Origin of the sequence: Bacillus sp. FSL R5-0585 (assembly GCF_038004545.1) — a bacterium.
GTDB lineage: Bacteria > Bacillota > Bacilli > Bacillales > Bacillaceae_G > Bacillus_A > Bacillus_A cereus.
Map to the genome: position 1 here is coordinate 3,376,306 of NZ_JBBORJ010000001.1, position 25,909 is coordinate 3,402,214.

Consider the following 25,909-nt stretch of genomic DNA (forward strand, 5'->3'; position numbering starts at 1 on the left):
TACTCCCTATTTATTATTTCTCTTCTCAAAATAATAATGATCCTCCATACGATCTACCTGTCCTGTTCGTGTATTGTATTCAGTTCTTACATTATGATGCGGTGACTGATCTCCAATTCCACCTTCTCCAAACTTATGACCCTCTGAATGATCTTGAATTATAATTTTTTGACCTTTTACTTCATATGTTAATTCTCGAGTTATAATAGGCTGTTTATTATCATTTAATATCCTTTTACCATTACTATCTGTTAATGGTACCATTTTTTGACTAATCGGGTGTTGAAATCTAGGTATATTTAATTGTCTTTTAATTTCTTTTAAACTAGCTCCCCTAGATTCATGAGAATTTTCCCCCTCAATCTTCTTAACTTTGGGTTAATATTAAAAAGACTTATGCGTAATTCACATAAGTCTTACTTTTGTTACTCATAATTAATTATTATTTGTCTTTGCAATCACATAAGCTAGAAAACACTTCTCAAAAGGACGAACCAATAATGCACACTCTACAAAATAGAATTGATATCCATTAAATATAATAGTCAGGATTTTCATCCATTTTAATTAAAAATTCTTCTAAAGAATCCGCTATTTTCTCATCTTCAGAGTAAATAGGACATTGACCTAATTCATTTTCCTCTTTAAATTTAATGGTTAAAAAGTTAAGTTCTGTTACTTCAACAAACACTAATGATTCATCATCATCTAGGTTGGGATTATATTCATAAATATCTTGCCTTAAACAGAAATCTACAACTGAAATCGGGTCCATAAATCTGTTGAAAAACGTTCTTTTATCAGACTTTAAAAACCCATAACCTATTTCTTGATAAAAGCGTTTTAGTTCTTTTGGGAGTTTCATTTGTAATAAACTTTCTGCCTCATCTATCTCATCTTGATATATAGGATAGAAAATAGGTTTCTGTTTAGAACGGACACTTCTGTCTGCTACAACATATTCTTTCAAAAAATTAAACATAATTTTTACTACCTCCTATTAAAGAAGGGCTGTTTTCAATGCTTCCTCAAGCATTGTGTTGCAATCATTATATGTATTCATCACTGTACCAGATGGTTTATCAAGTTCTAAATAAGTACCATCAGATAAGTTTTTACAGAACCATGCTATATTTGAATCTCCAAGGAAAAGATACTCTTTTTGAAATTCATTTTCATACCAAATCTCATTGGTTTCTATAAGCCCGCAAATTGATTCGTCCCTTTCTGTATCCAACAAATAAGAGTCAACTCCATAAAGTACTAGCCCGTTAAAATCTAATCCATTTACAGTTTTAAGAAACTCCTCATATTCACTCGGGAGGTCAACATTAAAACTCTTTTTCATGCGTTCTCTTAATTTCTTAACTTCACTATCTGTTGCTGGTGTATTCAGTTTATCATTAAAACTTTTCTCTATTTTTTCAATTTCTAAAATCAGATTTTTCCACATATAAATTTCACCATTGCTTCAGCTTGAATCAGTTCAAAAATTTCTTTTTCATTTCCCTCATAATTGTTTAACATTCTTAGAATTTTTAAATCCTTTACATCCATGTCACTAACTCCTATCAATTATTTTAGGACTTTCTTTTACATGTTTGCTTCTGAATCCCATACCTCGATAAATTCAAAACCTTTTAAATCACTTTCTAACAATGTATTTCTAAATTCATCTGATACAAAAACGGAAGGAATATGTAATATTTCATTTAAGTAAACTTTAAATATTGTTTGGTTCTTAACCATATTAGGTAAGAATGCGTATTTTTTGAAATCTATTACTAAGCCAGAACGTAGTTTCTTTAGTATAGCTTTCTCATAGTCAATAGCATCTAGTGCATTTAAAACGTTAATTATATAATACACTTCTCCCGTCACATCATGAATTAGGGGAAGAAATTCTACATTATCACCAAGTATAGACTCTAAAAATTTTTTAGCTTTCCCACTAACCATTGGCGTACCAACTTCTCCCCAAAAATGAGGCAAATCACTTTGATTTCCTTCTTCTACACATTTAATACGTATTTCTCCCCATGAATCAGATGCTTTTACTGCCGAGTCAATTTTCCCTTCAAAATACTTTTTAGAATCTTCTTCTAAGTTCAATAGTTGAAAGGATTCATAGTCATCAAATGAACTCTTTAATTCCCAAATTTTCATTTTTACTCTCCTTTGTTATTTTTCTATTATAAGATTACTCTTTCTTCGGTTTATTTAATTTTAATTCACCATTCAATAAACGTTCTCTTATATCATGTAAGGCGTCAACAGCATCTTCTTGAGTACCGCCCCGTTTCTTAACAAGACTTAATACTCTCTCTACTTCAAGTATATACTCTGAACTATGCTTCCCTATGTGTAAGACTTCAGTAGTCACGTATTTATTAACTTTATAAGGTAAAAATACTCCATTAGCCGCCGAATCATGGTCTATCCCAAATTCCTTTAATAATTTTTGTGCCTTTTCTGCCCTACTATCATTCCAAGGTGTTAGATGATGTGCTGCATTAGAATATGGGGGTGGTTCAATCCCTGCATCTTTTCCCCCATGCTCCAATCGTTTTTTCTGCGTTATGAATCCCTCCAAAACCAGGATGTAGTGGCAGCGGAACACCAACAGCTTGACTACCACCAATATGGTGATGGACTAATTTAGTTCCACGTAATCCAGTAAAATCATTTCTTATTAAATTTACTGTGTATCAGTTCAAAGAATTTATTTGTACCAAGTGAAATTGCGCCAATAATAAGAACACCAATAATAAAATAAATCTTTTTAAATAAGTTGTAAGGAGATAAAATAGCAACTGCAAGAAGTATTATAATTGCAACGAATGTGACTAATTTCCCAACTTTAAATGCTTGCATATCAGCTTTCCTCCTTCTGGATAAAAACAGCCAATATAGTCATACATCACAGGTTCTTTAACCATAAGTTTTTGTTTCCTTCCATAAATCACAATACTTAAAATTCAATAAACCTCTTTAAAAGGTTTCATGTGTTCTACCCCCATCTTCTATATGCTTCCTTAAATAATAGTACCTATGGAGTTCCATAATGAAATGAAACAAAATAAACGAAAGCATGGAGTATACACACATTAATACAATTGCTACCATCTTTTGTGTTGCAAAACCAAGACTGATATTAGCAATGAGTTGACCCAATCCTACAAAAGCCACTACTCCAAAACCAGAGTTTTTTTTCGATGATTTTGATTTTTTGATTGATTCCTGAAGTTTTTTAATATGATTTTTATAATAATAATGCAAAGCAAAAATATACAAACCAACCGAAAAAATAAAATAGATAGGAGTTTGTAATCCTAACATTCCATATGCAAACTTTTGGGTTATAACTAACAATCCTACTGAACATACGATGCCAAATACCCCACGAAATAGAGTGTATTGTAATTGTCGCTTCCTAGGATTTATAACAATCCATATTGCCCATACATTTAAAAAAGCAACTGGTGGAACTATTATGTACATATATATCGGTTGAACAGGATTCGCAAAAGCAGGTAAAAGCACAAATATATCTGCTATCCCAATCACAAGAGTAATTATAGTCGATCTTATATCATTTACAGCATAAAGAGCCATATAATATTCAAAAGCTTTTTTATTAAAATCTGTATTTTTTTTCATGTTAATTAAACCACCCCCGCTACTGTTAACCAAGCTTTTTTCGAACCCGTTTTCACCCTATCCTTAATACTATTATCTTCACCATCACCATCTAAATCAACATCCCATTTTACACCTTATGTGGAATATTATTCCCTTCTCGAAAAGAAGATCAACCCATTAATAAAATCTAGGCTTATCAAAAATTTCAAAAAGCCAAAGATTTTGCTGGGATCGAATCTATTGGGACTCACACCATGTGCAAAACCTTTGGCTATTGGTTCTATAAACAAACAAAAGATTTCGCTATGTTGTAAGAAATAATCAATCATAGCACCTCATAAATTACACTTAAATATATTGGCATCAATAAGGAAGAAAAAGATAATATCTGAGTTACATTTCAAATTTAAAAATAAAAAGGGCATATCCCTTTCAGAATTGCCCTTTACCTTAAAAGTATATGTCAGCTTATTATTTATTTCTTTTCACAAAATGATGAATCCCTTCAAAGATTACTTCTTTAAGAGCTTCTGCATAATCCGAATAACCTTGTTTCCCTGTAATCATTTCCAATAATCCCCTTACATGCCCATCAAGTATTATAGTAACTCCTGGCGTTAGTTCACCAGTTTCTTCATTCTTAAATGTTTCTTTTATCATAATTAATTTATTTTCTTCAATGACCTAATCCTCTCTAACTAAATAGCTTTTATTCTTATCTTCCCAGTATCTATATTCATAGGGTACTTGTTCATCAAATCGCTGTAAATAACCTCTCCAGTTATTCGGAATATATTCTTCAAAAGATATTGATTCCGGATAATTAGAATAAAAAGTTAAACGCTCAAAATCTATTAGGAAACATGGATTATAATCATAATAGGCTTCTTCTCTATTAGTTCTTAGTTCCCTTAAAAATTCTAACCTAATATCTTCTGTAAATCTTTTATATTTTTCTATTCTTTCTAAAAAGTTAGCTATTGTAGTCTCATTTAAAATACTAATGCCTTTTCTTTCCTCTGGATATTCACTAGGAGGATAACCAGCTTGATTATAATCTAAACACCATAAATCTGATTCAGTTATATACCAATTGAGCTTATTTTTATATTTTACACCCACTATAATATTTTCGGCGTATAAAGGCTTAATCATTTAACTCGTTCTCCTCTCTTACTTAATAAGTTTAGCATTTCGTCCATATTCTACTAACCACCGACTAGTGGGGTCAGGTAATTCGTATGCAATACCTTCAAATTCATTTTTATCAAAAGTACCCTTGTCAACAATCTTAGGAGCTGTTCTACCCTCGTTAAGTGGATTAGTTTTATAATCCTTCTGAATAAAAACAGCCTATGTAGTTATACAGGTTCTTCAACCATAAGTAGTTGTTTTCTTCCGTAAATTACAACCTTTTTTGTCCCTCCTTTTAAGAGAACAATAGAGCCATTTGGTAAAAACTTTTCTTTAAAAAATTGCATAATTCCCTATCCTTGCTTTATCTAAATGTAATTCTATATTCATGATGTTGCTTCTCCCTTTTCTTTTCCGCATTCTTTACTGACTATAGGAGAACCACGATTATATACTTAAAATTCAATACAGACTCTTTAAATGGTTTCATGTGTTCTACCCCCATCTTCTATATGCTTCCTTAAATAATAGTACCTATGGAGTTCCATAATGAAATGAAACAACATAAACGAAAGCATGGAGTATACACACATTAATACAATTGCTACCATCTTTTGTGTTGCAAAACCAAGACTGATATTAGCAATGAGTTGACCCAATCCTACAAAAGCCACTACTCCAAAACCAGAGTTTTTTTTCGATGATTTTGATTTTTTGATTGATTCCTGAAGTTTTTTAATATGATTCTTATAATAATAATTCAAAGCAAAAATATATAAACCAACCGAAAAAATAAAATAGATGGGAGTTTGTAATCCTAACATTCCATATGCAAACTTTTGGGTTATAACTAATAATCCTACTGAACATACGATGCCAAATACCCCACGAAATAGAGTGTATTGTAATTGCTGTTTCCTAGGATTTATAACAATCTATATCGCCCACAATTTACACTTAAATACATTGGTATCAATAAAGAAGAAAAGGATAATATCCTTGATACATTTCTCCTTTAATTTCTTTAAAATATATATCAACCTATTAAAAAGCAAATATTAGTCTTCTTTTTTAATTAAAATATTAAAAGCAAAAAAACTTTAATAAAAATTCAAACCCATAAATAAAATTTAATTATTTTTCTTACATTATTCTTTTAACATACTTAAAAACTCACTAAAATTATCTGCAACTTCACTAGTTACCGGATTCAACTCTTCTGATTCTTCATGATACCATACCACAACAGATGGTATTTCCTTTTCTCTAAAATCTAAACAAAGAAAATCACCTGCGAATAAAACAGCAAATGGAATAACATTTATCCCTGTTAAATCTTCATCATCCGTTAAACGAGTATCGATATCAGATAATACAACCTCTATATCATACCAACCATTTTCATCATCATCTTCTGGGTCCTCCAACAAACATAAGAAACGTTCAATTAAAAGTTCGTTTTTTCATGTGAAAAAACATTAGTAATTGGAATAGAGCCATTATATTTTTTCAAAAAATCTATAAAATCATTTGGTAATTTTATCTCACAATATTCCTCAAATGATTCAATTAATTCATCATTTGGTGATTGAAGTTCACTACCATTTTTAATCTTCATTTTAATTCCTCCATTTCTTTACCTACCTTTAGATCTATAAGACCAATGTCCTTCACTCCGCCCACCTTTATGAAATATGCTATTATGTATTCCAAATGGTACTAATTCCATTTTACCTGGCATCTAACCATTTAAATTGTTGTTTGTCACTTGCCAACCACATTTCCTCTGGTAACTCATCCGATTTAATAATTAAACCAGCTTTCTTAAAATCAGGATATTGTGTACCTAATTTCATAGGAACATCAGGTATTAAACCTTTCTCAATAGCAACCTGCTTAATAATAGCTTTTTGGGGAGCTGTTAATTTTTCTCCACCACTAATCTACCTCCATTTCCACGGACTATTAGAATTTACTACTGCAGCATTATATTCTAATTCAAAATCGAGATATTTCCCTTCTACAGCATCGTCTAAAATCTTTATATATTCATCCACTTCATATAAATTTTCTATAAAATCAGATACAATAGCAATCTCTTCCTGTAAACGAATTCTTAATCCACTAAATGGATCACACCAAAATTCATGCGAACTATCTCTCCACCCATCATCATATCTAAATACCTTTAGATTCTTTTGCAATGACTATTGCTGATAATTATTTAGGAAAAAAGACTTTAAAACCTGAGATAATGGAGAAATATGAAATAATAGATAGAGCTGACCTCTATAAGAAGTCAGCTCTATCTATTATTTCAATCCTTTATTTTTTCCTTTTTTAAATTCTTTTTGTTTATCTTGCCAAATATGAATTAAATCTACTAATTCAATCGTTTCTATCTCACAAAAATCTCCCTTACCATCTTCAGCCAAATTGTCTAGGACAGTAGTTGTATCTTTCCGAATTTCTAAACCACAAATGTTTCCATTTACTACTACGTAATTTTCTTTCCCATTTAAAACACTATGTATTTCTTCTAAAATCCAATCTCCAAACGCAGAAACTTCAACGCCTAAAAAAGTCTCCATAAGTTTAATTTCTTGAGGAAGCCTCATAACTAGTTTTCCATTGGTAAGTACTTCAAAGCTATATGGATATTTCATTACTATTGTACTCCTTTATACTAAAGATAAAATTTATTCCGCTGGGAAAGCAGAGATAATTTTCCCATTCCCATCTATATACATGCTAATCCTTATACCCTCTGAACCTATTCCAGAATATGTGTTACCAAATTCATACGTTCTATTATTATATGCTTCATTTATATTATCTACAATCTTTTGCGGGCTCCAATCTTTAGGGAAAAATGTAGAAAATCCTCTATTTCCAGTTTTAGGGGTTCCATTCACTTCTACCCTAGCTTTATAAATGCCTTGATCATTTAATATCTCTTCTGTTCCGCTAATTATTTTTCCAGGTGTATTCTCCAATACTTCAGTATGATAACCCATTGCGTCACCACGCCAATTTATTTCACCCTCTAGGATATGTTTGAGTGTATTTGGTCTAAATTTTTCTGTATGTTGTAAATTAGATATAATTTCCCTATTAGAAAGTGAAGATCTATGATTTTCATTAACAAAATTACTCCCACCAGAATTACTTTCACCTCTAGCAAACTGATAGGTCGACAGCTTTTCTTCAGCTTTTTTAAAATCAGGCGTATCAAATCTAAATCGCAAACTATTTCCACCAGCAAAAGCAAAGCGATCTCCCATTTGTAAATTACTTGTAATATGTGAAACAGCTTGCGGAATCTTATTTTTTGCTAGTTTGGTCACTTTACCTGCTTGACCTAATTTACTTGCTTTACTTAATCCTTTATCACCAATAAGTCCTAATCCAACTTGTGTTAAAGCATAACTTCCCCATTTAGCACGACTTTCAGCATCTCCATTTATTACATCATTAATAAATGAATCTGACAATACATTATACATCGTACTGAGGGTATCAATAGGGTGCAAAGCAGCGTTCCCCATGTTTTCCCACGTTTCCCAATCTCCTAAAGCTTTTATTCCGTCTATTGTATCGCTAACTGCTTGTCCCGTACCATCTACAATACCGTCCCAAATTTTTTCACCAGTAGATTTTTCAGGTAGCTTACCACACATTTCACCTTCTTCAATTGAATTGGTAGCTTGTCGTGCCCTCTCTTCTGTAATCCCTTGAATTGAAGTTGTCCAATCCATATTCAACCCTTGCGTACTAAATGTACCACTTGCAGGACTAAAGCCTTTTCCACTTTGAACTTCCGCCAAACCTGTCGCAATGCTAACAGCTAGTTGGAGAGCAGTATCATAATTACTACTAGAAGTATAATTAAATTCATATAGATGTTCTAGTTTTTCTTGCAGTTTTTGCCTCATCACAGTAAAAAGATTTACCATAGCGTCCATACCTGGGATTGGCATAGCTTGACTGATGGCTTCCATACTTGCTTTCATTCGGTCAATTTCTCGAATTTGTTCTAATATTTCTTGTTCAATTACATCTGTGGAAGCGACTTGTGATTGAAATTGACTTGGAAAAGCATCGTTCTGGCGAATTAACTCTTCACACAGATAAATGATTCCTTGCGCTAAAGGACGAAAGGTTTGTACAAAAAATGATTTTGCACTGCTATAAGTTTGTCCTTGTAGAACAGTATCAATTGCAAAGGCATCAATTGACTGAATGACTTGTTCCATACCTTGAATGGTAGCGTTACATACAGCATTCATGCTTTGAGTTTGGCTTTGTACTTCTCCTAAATACATATTTAAACTCATGCATTGACCTCCCTCGCTAATTGTTGTTGTTGATAGGAAAGGTCGTTTTCTAAATCACTAAGCTTTCGTCTTTCTTTAAGCAGCGTTTCTTTTTTATTTTCCAATTCAAATGTGACTTTTCGTTCAATATGTTGTGCCTCTTGATATGTATTCATAAAAAACTGAGACATTTCTCTATCACCATGCCAAGTTCCTAAAATTCGATCAAACAAACGATGGTTTCGACCTCTCCATTCATAAAAATCTGCTTCCGCTTGCTCCTGAATGTGAATCGCGGATTGATTTCGGTCTTGTTCTTCAAATACACTTCTTAACTTTTGATTTACTTGATTGATTTGTTTTTCAATATCTTGACTCATTATATTCCTCCTACTATTTTACCTTTACGTAGGTTGTCACATTAGCGAAAAGTGTTGTGAAGTTCGTTATCCATTCTCTCAAACTCTTGGGCTACTGAATGAATATTATCGATCGCTTGTTGAAAGGCAGTGGAAAATTGTTTCGTAAAATCTAACATTTGTTGATTCGCTTCTTGTGCTTTGGAATTAACAGATAGTGTTGTACGCGTCGCCTTTGTTATAGAACGATTTGTTGCACTTTGGATTATATTCGAAGCTGTTCTCATCTGCGTAGCAATTTGTTGTGCCGTTTGAAAATTACTTTGAAATTGTCCCATCACTCAAATCCTTTCTCTAATTTTCAGAACATGCCAAAGAAATCCCAATAAATATATGAAAATTCCCTATCAATATCACTCTTTTTAAACGTGTGTCCAGCTAAGTTGGGCATGCAATCAAATGAGCCATACAATATAAGCTGTATGGCTCATTTGAAATGCTTGTTATATAGAGTATGACAATTTTTATTTCAAACCGAAATTACGTGATAATTCTTCATCATGAGAAGCAACAGCCTCTGCAGTTTTATTAAGCTGCATATTAATTTCTTGTAATAGCTGTGCAAAGTTTTGTACCTTTGGCTTTAATTGATTGAACTGTTGGTCAAAACCTTCAAAAGCACGTCCTTCCCATTCTCCTCTTAATTCATTTTGTAAGTTTTGTAGTTGACTTAAAATATCCTCAATTTGATTTGCACCTTGTCCATATCGAGCCGCTTTCGATTTAAGCTCCTCTGGTGACATACGAATTTGTCCAGCCATTTTCATTTCCCCTTTAATACATAATGAGCAAAATAGTATTGGTTAATTTTACTAAAAATATTATAATGTATTATTTTGAACTTTTAAACGTTTTATCTTTCTATTGAATATTAGAATATTAATATTCAACTTTTTCTTACTTTACAAGATTTTATGCAAAAAAGACCACCAAAAGGCAGTCTCAAAACTCAATCCTATTCCCCATCCCGCACTCCACCGCATTCCCATACAAATAATTCGCAACGATAATATCTACTACAGCCAAACTAACTGATTTGAAAATAGTAATCTCTTCATCATTTTCGCGTCCGTTTTTTCCCTGCTTAGGATTTGTCCAAGTTCGGCGTGGAGACTGCTAGTTTTATCGGAATTTGAAGATCATCTGTTTCTAGATCCTATTCAATTAAGCAATCCTACAAATGTATAATCAGGATTAATGTATTCTTCTGGATAAAAACAGCCAATATAGTCACACATCACAAGTTCTTTAATCCCAAGTTTTTGTTTTCTTCCATAGTTATTTATGTGAATTCGGCTCGTTTTTTTGTTTGGGTGAAAAAATTTTTAACTTGATAGCAATGTGGTGCTGCCCCTATTAGGCAAATTCGACAAAGAAAAGACACCCAAAGGTGCCTTCCTCCCACTTGAACCATCTTAATTTTATTGTGTTGTTATTATATAAGAAAAGAAGACATCGCTTAAGATGTCTTCTTTTCTTGTACACTTGGTGTTAAGAAGGTATTTATTGCTTAAAAACCATAAAAAAATATAACAATCATCGAGTAAACCTATTATAGCATCAATAAATAGAGTTTTTATATGCATTTTTACATATATATAGATTTATTTATGTTTTATCTATATAGTTAAATTGTCTGTTTCTTGTTTTAATTCGTTTGTTTATTTTGAGTGCTCCAGCAATGGAGCCTTTTTTTATGCAATAAAACATTTTCTTAGCATTACTTAGTTGATCTATATTAACTTTACCCTCTTAAATTATATCTATATTTTACCAAACAATTATGTAGATAACCAGTTTTTTCTAATAATCTAGTGGATTGATAATTTTAATGTTAGTTGTTAATACTTATAGAAAAATTCATCATGCAATGAAAATTGAGAAATCAAGAATTATAAAAAACTTATAGTATCTTTTGTAAAAGTATATTTATAATTCGTATATCAATATGTTATAATTTAATTTCTAAAACTACCAAAAAAGGACTGCCAGTAATGGCAGTCTTTTTTATATTGGTGAGATTGTACTAGGTTGAGCAAAAAAATGGAACCGAAAAAGTTATTTCTAATGAGGATAGCCTTCTTATGATGAAGTTTCATTCAGTGAATCTGCAAGCAAACATAAAAGAAGGAAAAAATTACGATTTTACTTTACGTGGATATAGAGTACCTATACTTTCATGGTTTCCAAATTTAGATGGTGCCGAACCACAAAATTAGCACTATTCTTTAATAAAAAATCCTACTCATTTTTTAATGAGTAGGATTTTTTATTAAAGAGCTATTTCGTATTAATTTGCGCCATCATTTAATATGCTATTTTTAAATGATTTCCAAATTTGATGACTAATTATCTAAATTTCTAAACTCTATACAGCACTATCATTTAAACAATTATTAAATATATCTTCTAACTAAAACATCGTATTATCATTAGCTGCTTCACTTGGAATCTCTTGAATTACATCCCAGTGTTCGACAATCTTTCCATCCTTGATACGAAATATATCCACTATAGCAACTCCCTTATCTTGAGAATTAGTACGAGAATGTACATGAAGAGCAACTGTATCCCCTTCAGCCACTACACGTTTAATCTCTGCAGAGGAATTAGGATTTTTAACAAAATCCTCCTTAAAGAAATCCATGAAGGCTTTTCGTCCATCAGCAACAAAAGGATTATGTTGCTTATAATCTTCACTAACATATTTAGGGATAATATCGATATTATGTTTGTTAAAAACTTCATTATAGAAATCAACTACCATCTTTTTATTCTTTTCATTTTCTTTTACTTCTTTTGATACAGAAGCGACATTTTCGCTCTTAATTGAGTTCCCTTTGTTATTACCAGTGGAAGCTTGATATACCAAAGTCGAAACTACTCCTAAAATAAATACAGAAATAATTGTTATGATTAAACTTTTCTCTAATTTCATATATACCTACCTCTTCTACTTAAATAAGTTTTCTTCTATAAAAATCTTGAAGAAGGAGAAACCTTCCCCAAAATGTAATGTCAGGGGTAATGTTAGGAATTTCATTTATCCTAACCTCCCCCTATACAAGGCATATTAGAAATGATTAATTCTAACTTAATACCTCATTAACAGTTGCACTGTCCACAATTTGAATAAACTTCTTAACCTTATCGTTCGCATCAAACTTATAAAGGTGACAAAAATCTGCTACAAATGACTTCCCTGTAGCTTTATATGTTCCACTATATTTTCCATACACGATAACAGTATCGTTATTAAAAGTATAAATTTCATCTTTAGCACTATAGTCATCCCATTCCGTGCCAAGACGTTCATGTACGTTTTTCACTACTTCATCTGGACCTATATAAGTACCTGCATATGGAAACCCAGCAGCTTCTGTCCAAGATACATTTTCACTTAAATACGTTTTGAACGCATCCAATTTCCCTTCGTCAGTTAACACATACGTTTCATGTAATAGTTTTTGATATTTATTCATATCATTAACCCCAAGGCATTTCTTTTGTTACAACTTTTGCACTTAATTCTAATACACCTTTATTTGCATAGCCTGGATATGCTGCTTCAAGTTTTGCCACAAAATCTTTTGAAGTTCCACTTTCCTCAGAAGCTTGAACCGCCGTTCTTAGATAATCCATTGTCGCCGTAAGTGCTTGATTATTTAGGGATTTTTCGATTGATCCATGGCTAGGCACAATTATGTCAGCATGTAATGCTTGTAATACTTTCAAGTTCTCAATCCATGCCTCCATAGCCGCTTTTGAGCTCGTATCCGCTAAGAATACATGTATTTCGTTAAATACATCAATACCACCAATTAATACTTTTAGTTCTTTATTAAATAGGCTAGTTCTGTAATGATCTAAGCCTACTAGTTCAAATGTTAACCCCTGAAAATCAATCGCTTTTTCTTTAAATACTTGAGGTAATACCACGTTACTTGGTGCATTTTCTCCAAGGGCGTCTTTCCAAACTTTTAATTTCCCTAAGACAGAATGAACGATATGTTCAACAGTAGACTCTGTTGCATACGCTATAGCTTCTGGGTAAACGGCTTTAATGCTCTCTAATCCAAAGTAGTAGTCTGGATCCCCATGAATAATAAAGATTTTATCTAAAGATAAGTCATTTTTTTTCAGATACTCAACAATTTCTTTCGAATCAGATTGCGTAAATTTTGAGTTTATTAAAAATGCATGTCCTGCTTTCTCAACTAATGTTGCTGTGACCATAAAGCTTTTTTCGTCCGAACTAAACACCGTTAATTTCACATCTTTTTGATTTGTATCGATTGTTTTAAACATAGTATGTTATTCTCCTTTTGTTAAAGTTATTAACTAATTATCATATTTTTATCTTGTTCCGATAAAGTGAAACTTTAATCAGTGGGGGTTTTGTTCATCCCCCACTGATTATTAGTTGAACCAATCGGACTTTTACGGACAGTTGACCCCCCACCTAACTTCTTTGCTTCCACTGAATTTTGAGGTGGGGGTCTTATACTGCCCGTTAAAGCGGGATAAAATCTCCCACTCCCATTCATCTGAAAGTGTAATAGTACTGGCGAATATTCCGGAGATCAACGTCAGGTGGTCTAAGATAACATGTTTGCTACTGTATCCTAAATTTTCTTAATATAAATTTTTAAAACGCGCTTCAATTTTATCCGGCGTCATTACGCCACCACCAATAGGAATAATTTGATTATCCTTTTGTAAAAGTAAGGAAGGATAGCTATTAACACCAAGCTGTCGAACTTTATTGAAATCATTTTGGACATCTATTATTGTTTCTTGAGCGTTTAAACGTTCTAATACTTGTTCAGGGTCCAAACCATGCTCGATTGCAATCTTGCGATATGTTTCAGGATCACTCAGACTTTGGCCCTCATAATAAAACGCTTTTTGCATAGCCGAAGTGAATTCTAATAAACGGTCTGGCGCTAATGAGCGTAAAGCTGAAAAGCCAATTGCAGCATCTTTCGAATTCATTTTAAAAGTCCCTTCCTCCACCAATTTTTGATATGAAGGACCAAATTCAGCACCTGTAAGTTGATTAATTCTTTTATTTCCTTCTTCTATATATGAGAAGTTTTTCATTGGTAAATTATCTAAAAATAACCCTCCACATAAAACCGTTAATGGTACTTCAGTGTGGTTTTTGTAAAATCCTTTAATACTTTCTGAAAAACCATAGCACCATCCACAATATGCATCCCATACGTAAATAAGATTATCTTGTTTCGTCTCCATTTAAATCTCCTACCTTTTTTTTATTATCCAGCTCAACTAAATTTTTGGTTTATATAAGTACATATTTTTATACCTTGTTCTTTTTTAGATACCTTACTATATTTCCCCAAAACTAATATTTCCAAAGAAAGATCCACCCAGGTTTTTAATAAAAGATAACGTTGCACCTTATTGCCCCGTAACAGAAAATACTAAAGCTTGGAATATGCATTGATTTGAATGTGTTAGTAACTTTCTACACCGGGTGGCAACGTATGGACCACCATCCTTAATTAAATATATAAATCATATTTTTAGCAGATATTAGTTGTAACTAAATTGATTACATCTTTATGTAACTATTTTAGTTACAACTAATATAGAAGTCAATTCTTTTTTCCGAAAACATTAAATTTCTACATTATAACGAACTTTTGTGTTAACTTATAACAAAAAAAGAGGAGCCATCTCCTCTTCATAAATAATCACTATTTAATTTGTTCCTTATACTCACGGTTAACAACTACATACCATTTTCCTGTATCAAATTTTTCCTTATTAATCACGTAAACTTTATTTTGTCTCCTTACCTCCCCTGGTTTTAATTCCTTAGTAATACTAGAGGTCTCACCTTTTTCAACCTCATAACTACTAGCTGCCAACACATCACTTTGGTAAGCATTATCATTTTCATCCACTAAATCCACTGATGGTAAAACGGCTAATTTCATCGATTCGTTTGTGATATTTTTCCCTTCTGCTTCTACAACAATAAAGACATGTCCATCTTCAGGTTTTTGGAATCCTATACTCTCTTTACCAACCTTATCTCTTTCTACAACTCTTTTTACAGTTACATCAAATTTAGGTGTATGAAAATCCTTGTTTACAGCATACTCTTTTTCTTTTATTTTTGATTTCTCTTTTGTTTGTTCTGTATTTTTCTGCTTTGTATTTTCTTTCGTTTTCGCCTCATCAGTTGTTTGCACTTTCTTTTCTTCTTGTTTAGAATTGGTTTCTTTAGATTCTGAAGAAGTTTTGTCGGATGTATTGCCGCAACCAGATAAATTGAATACTAAAGCGCCACCTAAAATACATGTAGTAAATTTTTTCAACATCTTTTTTTATCCCCCAATAACACAATATGTAAATTTCTTACTTATCATAGCAAAAAATATGATCTTAAATTGTTGCATCTTGTCGAATGATTAAGAATAATCAAGTTACTCCACGTCCTCTTTTATTATAAAGGTAAATATAACGTCTATATTGGGGTAGCACCAACATAGACTTATACGTTCTATAAAACCTGCTATAATAGGTTTTTACACCCTTAGTGTACAATTTTTCACTTTCGGTAATGTGCCCCCTATTTGAAGGGTAATTGAAATATTAAGACCAACTGATAGAGGTGTTTGTGTGGAATTATTTGAGTATTATAAAAAAAAGGGGAAGTTGAAGTGTTTAATTGGAACTGGGCTTTTTCTTTATGGATCAATTGGTATGTATAATACTTGGGGTAATATTAATTGGGGACCAGTAATCTTAATTATTATAGCTTCTCTTGTATTTTTTAGTATTGGATTTTGGCAATTAAGAAAAGGAAATTTACTAGAAAAAAATATAGTTAAAAATGATTTAACATTTTGGGATATTGATACTTATGTTTTGTTAGAATTACCCGGCAATAATAAACATTTAGGTTTATATACTCCTGATGGAAGATATGTAGCAGGAACAAAGATGATTTCTTCAACATTACCTATTTTAAAAAATAAAGAAGTTTTTGGATTGGAAGCAAGTGATGGAGAAATTCTTGCATATTTTCAAAGTGAAATTGAAAATTATGATTGGGCTATTTATGATTCGAATTATAATTGTATAGGTATGTTTAAAGAAAATATGATACAAGGATTTGGAATGGTACGTGGTTCTTTGATGAATGAAAAAGAGATAAAAATTTCTGAGATAGAAGTGGAATTTGATTTTTTCGAAACGTCGTTTCGTACAATGGATGATCGTATATTAATAAACTGCAAGAGGGGATATATGCCTTTAGAATGGAGTAAAAGATTTGGCTTAAATGTACCGATTATTAAATTAGGTAATAATATTTCTAATGCTGAAAAAATATTTGGTTTAGGTATTCTTCTTTATATTTTAGAAACAATTAAAGTAAGAAAAAGTAGGATTTTTAATGATTAGAATTAAATATTTACATTATGAAATTTATTGAATCTTTTATTAGAGATTACATCGCCGAAAGTGAAATATTGTATATTTTAGAATTACTTTACGTTTACTTCTTAAAATTGATGAGCATTTGTTATGCCAGAACAAACTGGAAATGGAAACAGCAAGCGAGTATACTCCGCTTGCCGTTTTTTCATAGCTTCGTATGTATTTGAATCCCTTTCGCTTTCTCTTCTTCACCCTTCACGCGTACAATTAAATCATATGACCCGGGTTTTGGCGCTTCAAAAGAAAGCAAACCTTCTTTTTGAGAAGTGACTTCTTCTTCATAAATGACCTTATCATCTTTTGTGACTTGCAATAAAATCGTACCTTCTTCAACTGCTGCCTCATAAGGAATTTCCACATTTCCTTTTTCAGCTTTAAGCGTTTGTACATCGTAATACCCTTGCAAAGAACCAATTGTTAAAGTCGTTTCGCCATTTTTTTGAACCTTTGTGACTTTTGTTGCTGTATTACATGCGCTTAACAATACAACAAGAGTCAAAATGAGAAATGAACGAAGCAATTTCATAGAGAGTCCCCCTTCCATTAAATATATTAAGGATAAAATATACAATCTAACATATCATTACAATTATAGTTGAAAAATAAGGAAAATTATATAACAGGAAATGCAGCTATAAACAATCACTGACCATTAGTCTACAACCAATCCCACACCCCAACACAAAAGAAAAAAGCACCAGGTCCCCCTAGTGCTCTCCCCCTAAAACAAATGACAAGCCACCTGATGCCCCTTCGCAATCTCCACCATCTTCGGTACTTCCTGTGCGCATTTTTCAGTAGCGAATTTGCAGCGCGTTCTGAATTTGCAGCCGGACGGTGAGTTGAGCGGGCTTGGAACTTCCCCCTCTAGGATGATCCGTTCTTTGCCTGTGTTTGTTGGATCTGGTTCTGGCATGGATGAGAGTAGTGCTTGTGTGTATGGATGTGCCGGTTTTGCGTATAGGTCTTCACTATCGGCAATTTCTACTATGTTTCCTAGGTACATGACTCCGATTCGGTCTGATATGTGTCTTACCATGGATAGGTCATGCGCGATGAATAAGTATGTGACGCCTGTTTCTTCTTGGATGTCTTGCAGCATGTTTACGACTTGTGCTTGGACTGAGACATCAAGTGCTGAGATTGGTTCGTCACATAGGATAAAGTCTGGTTTTACAGATAGTGCGCGCGCGATGCTAATGCGCTGGCGCTGGCCCCCGCTAAATTCGTGCGGGTAGCGATATAAATGTTCTTCTTTTAAGCCTACCTTTTTGAGCAGGTCTAATATGATTTCTTTTTGTTCTTCTTTTTCATAAGATCTATGAATGTTCATTGGCTCACTAATAATTTGGAATACGTTCATCGACGGATTTAATGATGCGTATGGATCTTGGAAAATGATTTGCATTCGTTTTCGATATTCTTTTAGTTCACTTTCCTCTAAACTTGCGATATCTTTTCCGTCAAATAAAACGTTACCTGAAGTGACATCATGTAAGCGAATGATGCTTCTTCCTGTCGTTGATTTTCCGCAGCCAGATTCTCCTACTAATCCAAATGTTTCACCCTTTTTAATTGTGAAGCTTAGGTCATCGACTGCTTTTAATTGCTCTGTTTTCCTGCCAAATAGTCCTTTTTTAATAGGAAAATACTTTTTTAAGTTCCGAACTTCAATTAAGTTTTCTTCATGCATGTGAATCACCTACTGTCTTATCGTTTAACCAGCACATGGAACGTCTTTCGTTTCCGATTTCAAAATATGGCGGACGTTCTTTTTCACAAATGTCCATCGCATGCGGGCAACGCTCTGCGAATGGGCAACCTTGTGGCGGGTTTAATAAGTTTGGCGTTACACCTTGAATAGGAGCGAGTCTTCCTTTTACGCCGTTCGCTATTTTTGGCAAAGAGTTTAATAGCCCTTTCGTATATGGATGATTCGGCGATTGGAAAATATCAAGTACAGGTCCTTCTTCCATAATAAGCCCGCCGTACATAACGATGACGCGCGTACAGTTTTGCGCGACAATTCCTAAGTCATGCGTAATAAGAAGTAACGCCATATTCGTTTCGTTCTTTAAGTTTTTCATTAAATCTAGTATTTGCGCCTGTATCGTTACATCAAGTGCAGTCGTCGGTTCGTCAGCAATAAGAAGGTCTGGGTTACAAGACATCGCCATTGCAATCATAACCCGCTGCTTCATACCACCGCTTAGTTCATGCGGATATTGTTTTACCCTTTCTTCTGGTGACGAAAGGCCGACTTGTTTTAACAAGTTGATCGCGATCTGCTCTGCTTCTTTCTTTTTCACTTTTTGATGACGTATAATTACTTCCGTCATTTGTTTCCCAATTTTCACGACTGGATTTAGCGCTGACATTGGGTCTTGAGAGATAAGTGAAATTTGATTTCCTCTAATAGAACGTAATTCTTTTTCAGATTTAGAAAGTATGTTTTCATTATGAAAAAGGATTTCCCCTTCTTTCACTTTTCCTGGTGACGTAACGAGAGACATAACAGACTTCGCCATTACACTCTTTCCGCTTCCAGATTCCCCAACGATACCGACTACTTCTCCTTTATTTAAGCGAAATGTAACGCCGCGAACCGCTTCAACTTCGCCACTTTCTATGAAAAAAGAAGTCTTTAAATTTTTCACTTCTAGTAGTTTTTCAGACACGCTTCTCACTCCTTTCGCTTAACACTTTAGTTTTCATGTCCGGCTCCTTTTGGTGCGAAAGCTTTCTTCAATGCTTCACCAATTACGTTAAAACTAAGTACCGTTAAAAGGATAAGGAATCCTGGGAAGAGTGTTAAATACCAAGCTTCACCAATATATCCTTGCGCATTGTTTAGCATGCTGCCCCAAGAAGAATCTGGTTCTCTAATACCTAAACCTAAGAAACTAAGTGATGATTCCATTAAAATCGATGTCGCAATCGTTAATGTCGCAGCGATAATAATGGTTGATAAAATGTTCGGAATGATATGTCTTACAATAATCATTAGTGATTTTTGCCCTGATACTTTTGCGTATAAAACGTACTCACGCTCTTTTACAGATAACGTTTCTGCCCTTACAATACGGGCGGTGTCCATCCATGTTAGTAATCCGATAATAAGAACTAACGTCGTAATTCCTGGTTTTAAATACGCATTTAATAGTAGCATTAAGAAGAATGATGGAATTGACATCAGTACTTCAACAACTCGCATTAAAAAGTTGTCTAACTTTCCGCCAAAATATCCGCTAATTGTTCCAACTGCGGTACCGATTGTAATAGAAACAACCATCGCAAGAAAACCGACCGCAAGTGAAACTCGTCCGCCATATAACGCTCTCGTTAAGTAATCCCTTCCGTAATCATCCGTTCCGAAAGGATGACTCATACTTGGTTCTTGTAAGCGATCTGGAATTGACATTTTGCTAGGATCGTACGGCGATACGAATGCGAAAATTGATGCGACCGTTAAAACCGCAAGTATAATAACTCCCATTGCAACAAACTTATTTTTCGTAAAGCTATGTTTTATCGTTTGAAATCTCCTATTATTCATGCCAAATCACCCCCTCATTCGAATGCGCGGATCTACTACGCCATATAAAATATCAGCAATTAAGTTACCGAGAATTAACATGAATGATGATAGTAATGTAATTGCCATGATAATCGGATAATCAAATCTAAAAATAGCATTTACCCCAAGTGAACCAAGACCCGGCCATGAAAATACTGTTTCCGTAATAAACGCTCCGCCTACTAAACTTGGAATCGATAATCCGAAAATTGTAATGATTGGTATTAATACATTTCGAAGTACGTGATTAAATAACACCGTTTTCTTTGAAGCGCCGTACGCATATTGAATTTGTACGTATTCTTCTTCTAATTGCTGAATCGTACTTGAACGAATATATCTCATATAAACAGATACGTTTTGGAACGCAAGCACCATGCAAGGCAAAATGCCGTGTTGCACAATATCCCAGACAGAATCTTTACCTACGGTGCGCATACCCATACTCGGAAGTAGGTTCAATTTTAAAGAGAATAAGTAGACTAATAATAGTGCAAACCAGAAAACCGGCATAGAAATACCAACGTATGAAATAAAGTTTACAATGCGGTCAAAGAATGAATTCTTTTTCACACCTGTAAATAGTCCAAGCGGTATTGCGATTACGAATGAGACGAGTAAAGATGATCCCATTAATCCAATTGTTGCAGGTAATCTTTCTGTGATAAGTTCCAAAACAGGACGATGATTTTGAAGTGAGTAACCAAAGTTTCCTGTTAAAATGTTTTTTAACCATAAAAAATACTGCACGTAAATTGGTTGATCTAGTCCTAAACTTTTGCGAATACGCTCCACATCAATTGGACTCATATTTGGCGTTACAAAGTTTCGAACTGGATCCCCCGGTGCTAGTTTTATTAATAGAAAAGAAATAATAGAAATAACAAATAAAAGCGGAATTGCATTTAAAAGCCTCTTCGCAATTACTTTATACACAAACTTCCCCCCTCAAGCTAAAGAAGCTGATTTCCACCAGCTTCTTTAGTGTTTCTTATTTCACTTCATAAATCTTAGATAGATCTTCAAACATTGTGACAGGAATTGCTTTCGCTTCTTTTAATCCATCAAACTTTTTATCTACTGCAATAACTGCTTTCGGATATGCGATTGGTAGATAAGGTACATCTTCTCTAGCTGTTTCTTGAATTTTATGGTATAGCTCTGCACGTTTTGTTTTATCTGTTTCAACTGCAGCTTCTTCCCATAACTTATCGAAATCAGCGTTTTTATATCGTGCATAATTGTATTCAGCATTACTTAAGAATAAGCTCTTATATGAATCTGGCTCAGGTCCCATTATGTAACCACCAAATGTAATGTCATATTCTTTATTCTCTTTATCTAAGCCTTTTTCACTTGCTGCACTAGCATCTAATGCATTTAGTTCAACTTCTAAGCCAACTTCTTTTAATTTTTGTTGTGTATAAAGCGCTAAGCTTTCCATGATTTTATTATTCGTTACATACATCACGCGTACTTTTTCTTTATCTTTCACGCCAGCTTTTGCTAATAAATCTTTCGCTTCTTTTTTATCATACTTATAGTCTTTAATATCTTTCGCATAATACATAGCGTCTGGCGTTAAGATTGAATTTGCTGGTTCTGCAAATTCACCCGAAACGAATGCTGAGTTAATCATTTCTTTTTTATCTAACGCATGCGCAATTGCTTGGCGCACTTCTTTTTTCTTCATCAAATCTGTATTCATGTTATAAGATAAGTAGAATAATCTACCTTCAGGGAATGTCACCATTGAGAAGTTCCCAGTACTATCTAGTTTCTTAAAGTCTTGCGGCTCAATCATTTTCATGTTGATTTGACCATTTTGCAGTGAAACATTTGCTGTATTACGGTCTTTTACAACGCGGTATACGATAGAGTCTAATTTAGCTTTTCCACCTACATACTCATCGAATCGATCTAATGCAACATACTCATCTGATTTATACTCTTTAAACTTAAACGGACCTGATCCTACAGGCTGTAAGTTTTTCTTACTCTTCGCTAAATCTGCTTCCCCTTCAAATACATGTTTCGGAATTGGGAAGAAATCATTCATCACACCTTCAAAAGATGCGCTTACTTGTGGTAAAACGAATTGAGTTGTTAACTCATCTACCTTTTTCACCTCAAGCGGCTTTCCTTTAAAAATAAAGTTTTCACGACTTGAGCTATTTTGCTTTTCATCCAAAATAGATTGGAATGTAAATGCTATATCGTCTGATGTAATTTTCTTACCATCATGCCATTTCAAATTATCTTTTAATTTCAATGTCCACGTTAATTGATCTTCTGAAGGCGTAAAGCTCTCAGCAAGAACAAACTTTTTCTTACCGTTTTCCATATGATATAGCGGCGCGTATAAAGCTTGCTGCACAGTTAATGACACACGATCGTTCGCATAAAGCGGATTCATCGTATCTGGATTATCGCTAACACCAATCGTTAACGTTCCTCCATCTTTCGGAGTCCCTGATTTACTAGTGCCCGCTTGCTTCGAAGAATCTTTTTCCCCAGAACAAGCCGCTAATGCAATAAGTAGTATTAGAACAAATGGTAATGCAAATAATTTCCGTTTCATCTTTCGGCCCCCTCAAACTAGTTATACCCATAAGAAAACTCGGAATTAATCCCGAGTTTTCTTATAAGTTTTAAATTACCACTACCTGTATGTAAAGTCAAACTTTTTTGTAAAACTAGAAAGTTTGACATCTATTAATGAATTCTTGCGATAAACTATATTTATAAGGATAATAAAATAAAAAGACCTCGTAAAATAAGTAAAAAAACTAGCAGCTTACAGAAAATGCCTCTAAAATGATTGTTATATATACTCGGAAATGTAGAATGGGATTAAAGACAAAAAAGACCACCGAAAGGCAGTCTCAAAACTCAATCCTATTCCCAACCCCACTCTCCACCGCTCTCTCATACAAATACTTCGCAACAATTATGTCTACCACTGCCAAACCAACTGATTTGAAAATAGTAATCTCTTCGTCGTTTTCGCGGCCGGCTTTTTCTCCGCTTATGATTTGTCCGAGTTCGGCGTAGATGTCGCTTGCGTCAAATAAACCTTCTCTTATCGGAACTAGAAGATCCCCTGTTTCATCTAGTGCTGCTTCTTTTGATTCGACTACTACTTTGTTTGCTTTAGCTATGGCATGTGAGGGTAGTTCTTGCATGCTTGGTCTGAATGAGCCGACGGCGTTTACGTGGACGCCTTTTTGTAGTGTTTCTGAGAAGACTGGTGTGGATGCATTCGTAGTTGTGACGATAATGTCTGCTTCACGTATTGCTTCATTTGAATCCCTGTAAACGTAAGCTGGTTTTCCAAATTTCTCTTGTATATATTGCGCAAATGCATACGCTTTTTCTTCTGTGCGATTGTATAAGATAACTTTTTCGATATCTCTAATCGCAAATATTGCTTCAGCAATTCCTTTCGCTTGTTCACCCGTGCCGATAATGCATAAAGTTTTTGCGTTATGACGAGCTAAATATTTTGTCGCTACTCCTGATAAGGCGCCTGTTCGGATCATCGTTAAGTACGATCCTTCTAAAAGTGCGAGCGGTTCTCCCGTTTGAAAGTCTAATAGCATCACAATCCCATTGATTGTTTTCTTTCCTATCTGTTTATTTTGCGGGACTACCGTTACTATTTTTACTCCAAGTGCCTCAAGCCCTTCCGCTACTGAAGGCATAATTAATGCCGTATTTTGCTCGTTCGCAAATGGTAACGAACCTCTTATTGGTGTAATCGTTCTTTCTGCGGAAAATTCTTTTAAAGCAAGCGCCGCGTATTCAATAACTTCATTCATATTTACTAAGTTTCTTTGTTCGTTCGCGCTTATGACTAGCATATCTTTCCACCCCCTCCTCTTATCCTAACAAAAATCCCCGATTCAAATCATCTCTTGGATCTAAAACGAACTGATGAAATCCTGTAATAAAGGCATTCCCCGTTACTTTTGGAACGACAGCTTCATATGTATCTACTGCGGTTACCGACAATACTTCCCCCTCGAATTTCCCGTCAGTAATGCATTCATGGACGAAAATTTCTCCCTTTTGTAAAGCATCTTTTTCAAAAAGAGTTGCGATTCTTGCGGAAGTTCCTGTACCGCAAGGAGAACGATCTACTTGCCCATCAGCAAAGATTGTTACATTTCGTAAAGTTGCGCCCTCTCCTTTCGGTTCATCTGAGAAAATAACGCCGTATATCCCTTTTAATCCTTCTTCAAGTGGATGCTTCACTTCCATTTTGCTCTCGATGTAGTGCTTAATTTTACCGCCCCACGCTTGAATAGCAGATAAGTCTTTGAAATCGACTTTCAAGCCAAATTCTTTACAGTCTACTACCGCGTAAAATGCTCCTCCAAACGCGATATCTACTTGAAATTCATAGTTATCTATTTTAATAGGAACGTCTTTTTTGTATACAAAGGAAGGAACATTTTCAAATGATGCGGACTCTACTTCACTCCCGTTATATGTTGCATACGCAATGACTTCCCCAGCCGGGCTATCAATAATAAACTTTTGTTTTTCCCCCTTTACTTCAAACATACCCGTTTCAATTCCAACTGTAATAACAGCGATAATACCGTGCCCACACATCGTACTCCAACCTTCATTGTGCATAAATAATACGCCAAAATCAGCGTGAGCACTTGCAGGCGGGGTAATAATACAACCGTACATGCCGTGATGCCCCCTCGGTTCATACATCAGAACTTCACGAAGGTAATCCAAATGTTCCATGCAGTAGGCGCGTCTTTCCAGCTGCGTTTCTCCTTTTATTTCTGGCACGCCGCCTGTAATAATTCGAAGCGGCTCCCCAGCTACGTGTGCATCAATCGTTGTATATATTTTACTAACCTTCATTTCAATCTCTCCCCTATATGTTGATACTATTTCCAACGCAAGTATCATGCCAAAGCGTATAGCATTACTTTTTTCAAATCCCCTCAGTAATGTGTATTCTTTTTTCAACAAATTCATATACAACTGTCTACTTTTTTATACACGGCTTGGACGTTACGTTATAAAACACCTCGATAACTTTGCAATTTCACTGGTATACACATGCAAAATTCCTTTTATCATTATTATTTTCAATGTAAAGTTACTTCGCTCCCAAACATATACTGTTCAAAAGCAAAAAGGAAGTGATCCCATGTATTACGGAACAAAGGGCTGGTACGTAGCTGAATTAAAAAAATTAGGTGTGCGCTATCATGAAGGACGAAAACTAGAAAGTTACCGCGGACACATCTTGCGCAATTTACTACTTGCACAACAAGAGAAATTAAAAGAACAGTAACATTCTAATGTAACAATAT

At 34.0% G+C, this 25,909-nt stretch carries 33 protein-coding genes and 8 pseudogenes; 5 read left to right on the forward strand and 36 right to left on the reverse strand.

Translation table 11 applies throughout. From position 1 onward, the window contains the following. Window positions 1-6: 6 nt before the first annotated feature. The 9 genes and pseudogenes from MKY38_RS17375 to MKY38_RS17415 form a co-directional block, all read right to left on the reverse strand. Complete coding sequence (locus tag MKY38_RS17375) at window positions 7-264, reverse strand: HNH/endonuclease VII fold putative polymorphic toxin (protein WP_065224658.1); 258 nt, start codon at window positions 262-264, stop codon at window positions 7-9. A 268-nt stretch (window positions 265-532) separates the two neighbouring features. Further along, window positions 533-982 carry an SMI1/KNR4 family protein gene (locus tag MKY38_RS17380; RefSeq protein ID WP_065224659.1) on the reverse strand — a complete coding sequence of 150 codons (450 nt, stop codon included), beginning with the start codon at window positions 980-982 and terminating at the stop codon, window positions 533-535. A gap of 18 nt (window positions 983-1,000) precedes the next feature. Further along, the gene (locus MKY38_RS17385; RefSeq protein ID WP_000265786.1) at window positions 1,001-1,453 is read right to left on the reverse strand and encodes a YrhA family protein; all 453 of its coding nucleotides are present in this window, start codon (window positions 1,451-1,453) and stop codon (window positions 1,001-1,003) included. A 140-nt stretch (window positions 1,454-1,593) separates the two neighbouring features. Next, window positions 1,594-2,166, reverse strand: a complete 573-nt coding sequence (locus MKY38_RS17390; protein ID WP_000707083.1) for an imm11 family protein — start codon at window positions 2,164-2,166, stop codon at window positions 1,594-1,596. 34 nt (window positions 2,167-2,200) lie between these two features. Further along, a complete protein-coding gene (locus MKY38_RS17395; RefSeq protein WP_000399811.1) occupies window positions 2,201-2,563 on the reverse strand; it encodes an AHH domain-containing protein in 363 nt (120 codons plus the stop codon). After that, a complete protein-coding gene (locus MKY38_RS17400) occupies window positions 2,532-2,693 on the reverse strand; it encodes a hypothetical protein (RefSeq protein ID WP_341050326.1) in 162 nt (53 codons plus the stop codon). The genes MKY38_RS17395 and MKY38_RS17400 overlap by 32 nt, the downstream gene beginning before the upstream one ends. After that, window positions 2,683-2,874, reverse strand: coding sequence for a hypothetical protein (locus tag MKY38_RS17405; RefSeq protein ID WP_001147549.1), 192 nt, complete (start codon window positions 2,872-2,874; stop codon window positions 2,683-2,685). Before MKY38_RS17405 ends, MKY38_RS17400 begins: the two co-directional genes overlap by 11 nt. 11 nt (window positions 2,875-2,885) lie before the next feature. Next, window positions 2,886-2,978, reverse strand: a pseudogene (locus MKY38_RS17410) (DUF4176 domain-containing protein); the annotation flags it as partial. A 13-nt stretch (window positions 2,979-2,991) separates the two neighbouring features. Continuing rightward, a complete protein-coding gene (locus MKY38_RS17415; RefSeq protein ID WP_341049267.1) occupies window positions 2,992-3,660 on the reverse strand; it encodes a hypothetical protein in 669 nt (222 codons plus the stop codon). A 128-nt stretch (window positions 3,661-3,788) separates the two neighbouring features. Here MKY38_RS17415 and MKY38_RS29340 point away from each other — a divergent pair. Beyond that, a pseudogene (locus tag MKY38_RS29340) lies at window positions 3,789-3,980 on the forward strand (tyrosine-type recombinase/integrase); the annotation flags it as partial. 133 nt (window positions 3,981-4,113) lie between these two features. Here MKY38_RS29340 and MKY38_RS17425 read toward each other — a convergent pair. From MKY38_RS17425 to MKY38_RS17440, 4 genes and pseudogenes are all read right to left on the reverse strand, one after another. Then, on the reverse strand, window positions 4,114-4,323 hold the full coding sequence (locus MKY38_RS17425) for a hypothetical protein (RefSeq protein WP_065224662.1): 210 nt from the start codon (window positions 4,321-4,323) through the stop codon (window positions 4,114-4,116). Between the two features lie 3 nt (window positions 4,324-4,326). Beyond that, a complete protein-coding gene (locus MKY38_RS17430) occupies window positions 4,327-4,797 on the reverse strand; it encodes a hypothetical protein (RefSeq protein WP_000595043.1) in 471 nt (156 codons plus the stop codon). Window positions 4,798-4,975: 178 nt separating this feature from the next. Further along, window positions 4,976-5,123: pseudogene (locus MKY38_RS17435) on the reverse strand (DUF4176 domain-containing protein); the annotation flags it as partial. A 129-nt stretch (window positions 5,124-5,252) separates the two neighbouring features. Beyond that, window positions 5,253-5,729 (reverse strand): annotated as a pseudogene (locus tag MKY38_RS17440) (hypothetical protein); the annotation flags it as partial. On the opposite strand from MKY38_RS17440, the pseudogene MKY38_RS17445 reads away from it, so the two are divergent. Next, window positions 5,721-5,795: pseudogene (locus tag MKY38_RS17445) on the forward strand (integrase); the annotation flags it as partial. The pseudogenes MKY38_RS17440 and MKY38_RS17445 sit on opposite strands and share 9 nt — an antisense overlap. 129 nt (window positions 5,796-5,924) lie before the next feature. Here the strand turns inward: MKY38_RS17445 and MKY38_RS17450 are convergent. From MKY38_RS17450 to MKY38_RS17495, 10 genes and pseudogenes are all read right to left on the reverse strand, one after another. Further along, window positions 5,925-6,394 (reverse strand): annotated as a pseudogene (locus tag MKY38_RS17450) (SMI1/KNR4 family protein). 18 nt (window positions 6,395-6,412) lie between these two features. Continuing rightward, the gene (locus tag MKY38_RS17455) at window positions 6,413-6,517 is read right to left on the reverse strand and encodes an HNH endonuclease (protein WP_098343272.1); all 105 of its coding nucleotides are present in this window, start codon (window positions 6,515-6,517) and stop codon (window positions 6,413-6,415) included. Next, entirely contained in the window at window positions 6,507-6,632 is a 126-nt protein-coding gene (locus MKY38_RS17460; RefSeq protein ID WP_002025382.1) for a hypothetical protein, read from the reverse strand. Before MKY38_RS17460 ends, MKY38_RS17455 begins: the two co-directional genes overlap by 11 nt. Window positions 6,633-6,749: 117 nt before the next feature. Then, window positions 6,750-6,980, reverse strand: a pseudogene (locus MKY38_RS17465) (hypothetical protein); the annotation flags it as partial. Between the two features lie 108 nt (window positions 6,981-7,088). Continuing rightward, window positions 7,089-7,442 carry a type II toxin-antitoxin system toxin gene (locus tag MKY38_RS17470; protein WP_065224664.1) on the reverse strand — a complete coding sequence of 118 codons (354 nt, stop codon included), beginning with the start codon at window positions 7,440-7,442 and terminating at the stop codon, window positions 7,089-7,091. 33 nt (window positions 7,443-7,475) lie between these two features. Continuing rightward, window positions 7,476-9,113 carry a ribonuclease gene (locus MKY38_RS17475; RefSeq protein WP_114556242.1) on the reverse strand — a complete coding sequence of 546 codons (1,638 nt, stop codon included), beginning with the start codon at window positions 9,111-9,113 and terminating at the stop codon, window positions 7,476-7,478. Further along, the gene (locus MKY38_RS17480) at window positions 9,110-9,472 is read right to left on the reverse strand and encodes a DUF3958 family protein (RefSeq protein ID WP_000076118.1); all 363 of its coding nucleotides are present in this window, start codon (window positions 9,470-9,472) and stop codon (window positions 9,110-9,112) included. The genes MKY38_RS17475 and MKY38_RS17480 overlap by 4 nt, the downstream gene beginning before the upstream one ends. Before the next feature lie 41 nt (window positions 9,473-9,513). Further along, window positions 9,514-9,789, reverse strand: coding sequence for a TIGR04197 family type VII secretion effector (locus MKY38_RS17485; protein WP_016121983.1), 276 nt, complete (start codon window positions 9,787-9,789; stop codon window positions 9,514-9,516). 186 nt (window positions 9,790-9,975) lie between these two features. Then, on the reverse strand, window positions 9,976-10,272 hold the full coding sequence (locus tag MKY38_RS17490; RefSeq protein WP_000918591.1) for a WXG100 family type VII secretion target: 297 nt from the start codon (window positions 10,270-10,272) through the stop codon (window positions 9,976-9,978). Window positions 10,273-10,453: 181 nt separating this feature from the next. Beyond that, window positions 10,454-10,635 (reverse strand): annotated as a pseudogene (locus MKY38_RS17495) (ornithine cyclodeaminase family protein); the annotation flags it as partial. Between the two features lie 960 nt (window positions 10,636-11,595). Between MKY38_RS17495 and MKY38_RS17500 the strand changes: the two are divergent. Continuing rightward, window positions 11,596-11,730, forward strand: a complete 135-nt coding sequence (locus MKY38_RS17500) for a hypothetical protein (protein WP_000975275.1) — start codon at window positions 11,596-11,598, stop codon at window positions 11,728-11,730. Between the two features lie 194 nt (window positions 11,731-11,924). On the opposite strand, the gene MKY38_RS17505 is transcribed toward MKY38_RS17500, so the two are convergent. The 5 genes from MKY38_RS17505 to MKY38_RS17525 form a co-directional block, all read right to left on the reverse strand. Further along, entirely contained in the window at window positions 11,925-12,449 is a 525-nt protein-coding gene (locus tag MKY38_RS17505; protein ID WP_000764214.1) for a nuclear transport factor 2 family protein, read from the reverse strand. Between the two features lie 151 nt (window positions 12,450-12,600). Beyond that, window positions 12,601-12,993: a nuclear transport factor 2 family protein gene (locus MKY38_RS17510; protein WP_137072124.1), complete on the reverse strand. Its 393-nt coding sequence runs from the start codon at window positions 12,991-12,993 to the stop codon at window positions 12,601-12,603. A gap of 4 nt (window positions 12,994-12,997) precedes the next feature. Next, window positions 12,998-13,819, reverse strand: a complete 822-nt coding sequence (locus MKY38_RS17515; protein WP_088349307.1) for a cytoplasmic protein — start codon at window positions 13,817-13,819, stop codon at window positions 12,998-13,000. 327 nt (window positions 13,820-14,146) lie between these two features. Further along, window positions 14,147-14,767, reverse strand: coding sequence for a DsbA family protein (locus tag MKY38_RS17520; protein ID WP_000448622.1), 621 nt, complete (start codon window positions 14,765-14,767; stop codon window positions 14,147-14,149). Between the two features lie 467 nt (window positions 14,768-15,234). Continuing rightward, window positions 15,235-15,864, reverse strand: a complete 630-nt coding sequence (locus MKY38_RS17525) for a hypothetical protein (protein WP_071759198.1) — start codon at window positions 15,862-15,864, stop codon at window positions 15,235-15,237. 301 nt (window positions 15,865-16,165) lie between these two features. On the opposite strand from MKY38_RS17525, the gene MKY38_RS17530 reads away from it, so the two are divergent. Then, on the forward strand, window positions 16,166-16,951 hold the full coding sequence (locus tag MKY38_RS17530) for an ABC transporter ATP-binding protein (RefSeq protein WP_137072743.1): 786 nt from the start codon (window positions 16,166-16,168) through the stop codon (window positions 16,949-16,951). 181 nt (window positions 16,952-17,132) lie between these two features. On the opposite strand, the gene MKY38_RS17535 is transcribed toward MKY38_RS17530, so the two are convergent. The 8 genes from MKY38_RS17535 to MKY38_RS17570 all read right to left on the reverse strand — a co-directional run bounded on the left by MKY38_RS17535 (window position 17,133) and on the right by MKY38_RS17570 (window position 25,451). Further along, window positions 17,133-17,513, reverse strand: coding sequence for a BA_1872 family lipoprotein (locus MKY38_RS17535; RefSeq protein WP_000771856.1), 381 nt, complete (start codon window positions 17,511-17,513; stop codon window positions 17,133-17,135). Between the two features lie 195 nt (window positions 17,514-17,708). Then, window positions 17,709-18,680 carry an ABC transporter ATP-binding protein gene (locus MKY38_RS17540; RefSeq protein WP_137072745.1) on the reverse strand — a complete coding sequence of 324 codons (972 nt, stop codon included), beginning with the start codon at window positions 18,678-18,680 and terminating at the stop codon, window positions 17,709-17,711. After that, window positions 18,673-19,665, reverse strand: coding sequence for an ABC transporter ATP-binding protein (locus MKY38_RS17545; protein WP_341049276.1), 993 nt, complete (start codon window positions 19,663-19,665; stop codon window positions 18,673-18,675). Before MKY38_RS17545 ends, MKY38_RS17540 begins: the two co-directional genes overlap by 8 nt. A gap of 26 nt (window positions 19,666-19,691) precedes the next feature. After that, complete coding sequence (locus MKY38_RS17550; RefSeq protein ID WP_001065285.1) at window positions 19,692-20,543, reverse strand: ABC transporter permease; 852 nt, start codon at window positions 20,541-20,543, stop codon at window positions 19,692-19,694. A 6-nt stretch (window positions 20,544-20,549) separates the two neighbouring features. Then, window positions 20,550-21,500, reverse strand: a complete 951-nt coding sequence (locus tag MKY38_RS17555) for an ABC transporter permease (RefSeq protein ID WP_000278778.1) — start codon at window positions 21,498-21,500, stop codon at window positions 20,550-20,552. Window positions 21,501-21,555: 55 nt separating this feature from the next. Beyond that, window positions 21,556-23,145, reverse strand: a complete 1,590-nt coding sequence (locus MKY38_RS17560) for an ABC transporter substrate-binding protein (RefSeq protein ID WP_078384531.1) — start codon at window positions 23,143-23,145, stop codon at window positions 21,556-21,558. Between the two features lie 304 nt (window positions 23,146-23,449). Continuing rightward, window positions 23,450-24,427 (reverse strand): ornithine cyclodeaminase family protein, encoded by a 978-nt coding sequence (locus MKY38_RS17565; RefSeq protein WP_341049280.1) that lies wholly within the window; start codon window positions 24,425-24,427, stop codon window positions 23,450-23,452. Window positions 24,428-24,446: 19 nt separating this feature from the next. After that, window positions 24,447-25,451, reverse strand: coding sequence for a proline racemase family protein (locus MKY38_RS17570; RefSeq protein ID WP_341049282.1), 1,005 nt, complete (start codon window positions 25,449-25,451; stop codon window positions 24,447-24,449). A 208-nt stretch (window positions 25,452-25,659) separates the two neighbouring features. Between MKY38_RS17570 and MKY38_RS17575 the strand changes: the two genes are divergently transcribed. Next, window positions 25,660-25,890 (forward strand): YflJ family protein, encoded by a 231-nt coding sequence (locus tag MKY38_RS17575; RefSeq protein WP_100240272.1) that lies wholly within the window; start codon window positions 25,660-25,662, stop codon window positions 25,888-25,890. The last annotated feature ends 19 nt before the right edge of the window (window positions 25,891-25,909 follow it).

What these genes read in the sequence shown, in the direction of transcription:
- MKY38_RS17455 (WP_098343272.1), bottom strand. Translation starts at nt 6,517, where the DNA reads ATGCCAGGTAAAATGGAATTAGTACCATTTGGAATACATAATAGCATA.
- MKY38_RS17460 (WP_002025382.1), bottom strand. Translation starts at nt 6,632, where the DNA reads ATGAAATTAGGTACACAATATCCTGATTTTAAGAAAGCTGGTTTAATT.
- MKY38_RS17405 (WP_001147549.1), bottom strand. Translation starts at nt 2,874, where the DNA reads ATGCAAGCATTTAAAGTTGGGAAATTAGTCACATTCGTTGCAATTATA.
- MKY38_RS17565 (WP_341049280.1), bottom strand. Translation starts at nt 24,427, where the DNA reads ATGCTAGTCATAAGCGCGAACGAACAAAGAAACTTAGTAAATATGAAT.
- MKY38_RS17510 (WP_137072124.1), bottom strand. Translation starts at nt 12,993, where the DNA reads ATGAATAAATATCAAAAACTATTACATGAAACGTATGTGTTAACTGAC.
- MKY38_RS17505 (WP_000764214.1), bottom strand. Translation starts at nt 12,449, where the DNA reads ATGAAATTAGAGAAAAGTTTAATCATAACAATTATTTCTGTATTTATT.
- MKY38_RS17500 (WP_000975275.1), top strand. Translation starts at nt 11,596, where the DNA reads ATGATGAAGTTTCATTCAGTGAATCTGCAAGCAAACATAAAAGAAGGA.
- MKY38_RS17540 (WP_137072745.1), bottom strand. Translation starts at nt 18,680, where the DNA reads ATGCATGAAGAAAACTTAATTGAAGTTCGGAACTTAAAAAAGTATTTT.
- MKY38_RS17490 (WP_000918591.1), bottom strand. Translation starts at nt 10,272, where the DNA reads ATGGCTGGACAAATTCGTATGTCACCAGAGGAGCTTAAATCGAAAGCG.
- MKY38_RS17535 (WP_000771856.1), bottom strand. Translation starts at nt 17,513, where the DNA reads ATGAAATTGCTTCGTTCATTTCTCATTTTGACTCTTGTTGTATTGTTA.
- MKY38_RS17375 (WP_065224658.1), bottom strand. Translation starts at nt 264, where the DNA reads ATGGTACCATTAACAGATAGTAATGGTAAAAGGATATTAAATGATAAT.
- MKY38_RS17550 (WP_001065285.1), bottom strand. Translation starts at nt 20,543, where the DNA reads ATGAATAATAGGAGATTTCAAACGATAAAACATAGCTTTACGAAAAAT.
- MKY38_RS17560 (WP_078384531.1), bottom strand. Translation starts at nt 23,145, where the DNA reads ATGAAACGGAAATTATTTGCATTACCATTTGTTCTAATACTACTTATT.
- MKY38_RS17470 (WP_065224664.1), bottom strand. Translation starts at nt 7,442, where the DNA reads ATGAAATATCCATATAGCTTTGAAGTACTTACCAATGGAAAACTAGTT.
- MKY38_RS17415 (WP_341049267.1), bottom strand. Translation starts at nt 3,660, where the DNA reads ATGAAAAAAAATACAGATTTTAATAAAAAAGCTTTTGAATATTATATG.
- MKY38_RS17480 (WP_000076118.1), bottom strand. Translation starts at nt 9,472, where the DNA reads ATGAGTCAAGATATTGAAAAACAAATCAATCAAGTAAATCAAAAGTTA.
- MKY38_RS17385 (WP_000265786.1), bottom strand. Translation starts at nt 1,453, where the DNA reads ATGTGGAAAAATCTGATTTTAGAAATTGAAAAAATAGAGAAAAGTTTT.
- MKY38_RS17430 (WP_000595043.1), bottom strand. Translation starts at nt 4,797, where the DNA reads ATGATTAAGCCTTTATACGCCGAAAATATTATAGTGGGTGTAAAATAT.
- MKY38_RS17485 (WP_016121983.1), bottom strand. Translation starts at nt 9,789, where the DNA reads ATGGGACAATTTCAAAGTAATTTTCAAACGGCACAACAAATTGCTACG.
- MKY38_RS17515 (WP_088349307.1), bottom strand. Translation starts at nt 13,819, where the DNA reads ATGTTTAAAACAATCGATACAAATCAAAAAGATGTGAAATTAACGGTG.
- MKY38_RS17380 (WP_065224659.1), bottom strand. Translation starts at nt 982, where the DNA reads ATGTTTAATTTTTTGAAAGAATATGTTGTAGCAGACAGAAGTGTCCGT.
- MKY38_RS17520 (WP_000448622.1), bottom strand. Translation starts at nt 14,767, where the DNA reads ATGGAGACGAAACAAGATAATCTTATTTACGTATGGGATGCATATTGT.
- MKY38_RS17525 (WP_071759198.1), bottom strand. Translation starts at nt 15,864, where the DNA reads ATGTTGAAAAAATTTACTACATGTATTTTAGGTGGCGCTTTAGTATTC.
- MKY38_RS17475 (WP_114556242.1), bottom strand. Translation starts at nt 9,113, where the DNA reads ATGAGTTTAAATATGTATTTAGGAGAAGTACAAAGCCAAACTCAAAGC.
- MKY38_RS17570 (WP_341049282.1), bottom strand. Translation starts at nt 25,451, where the DNA reads ATGAAGGTTAGTAAAATATATACAACGATTGATGCACACGTAGCTGGG.
- MKY38_RS17390 (WP_000707083.1), bottom strand. Translation starts at nt 2,166, where the DNA reads ATGAAAATTTGGGAATTAAAGAGTTCATTTGATGACTATGAATCCTTT.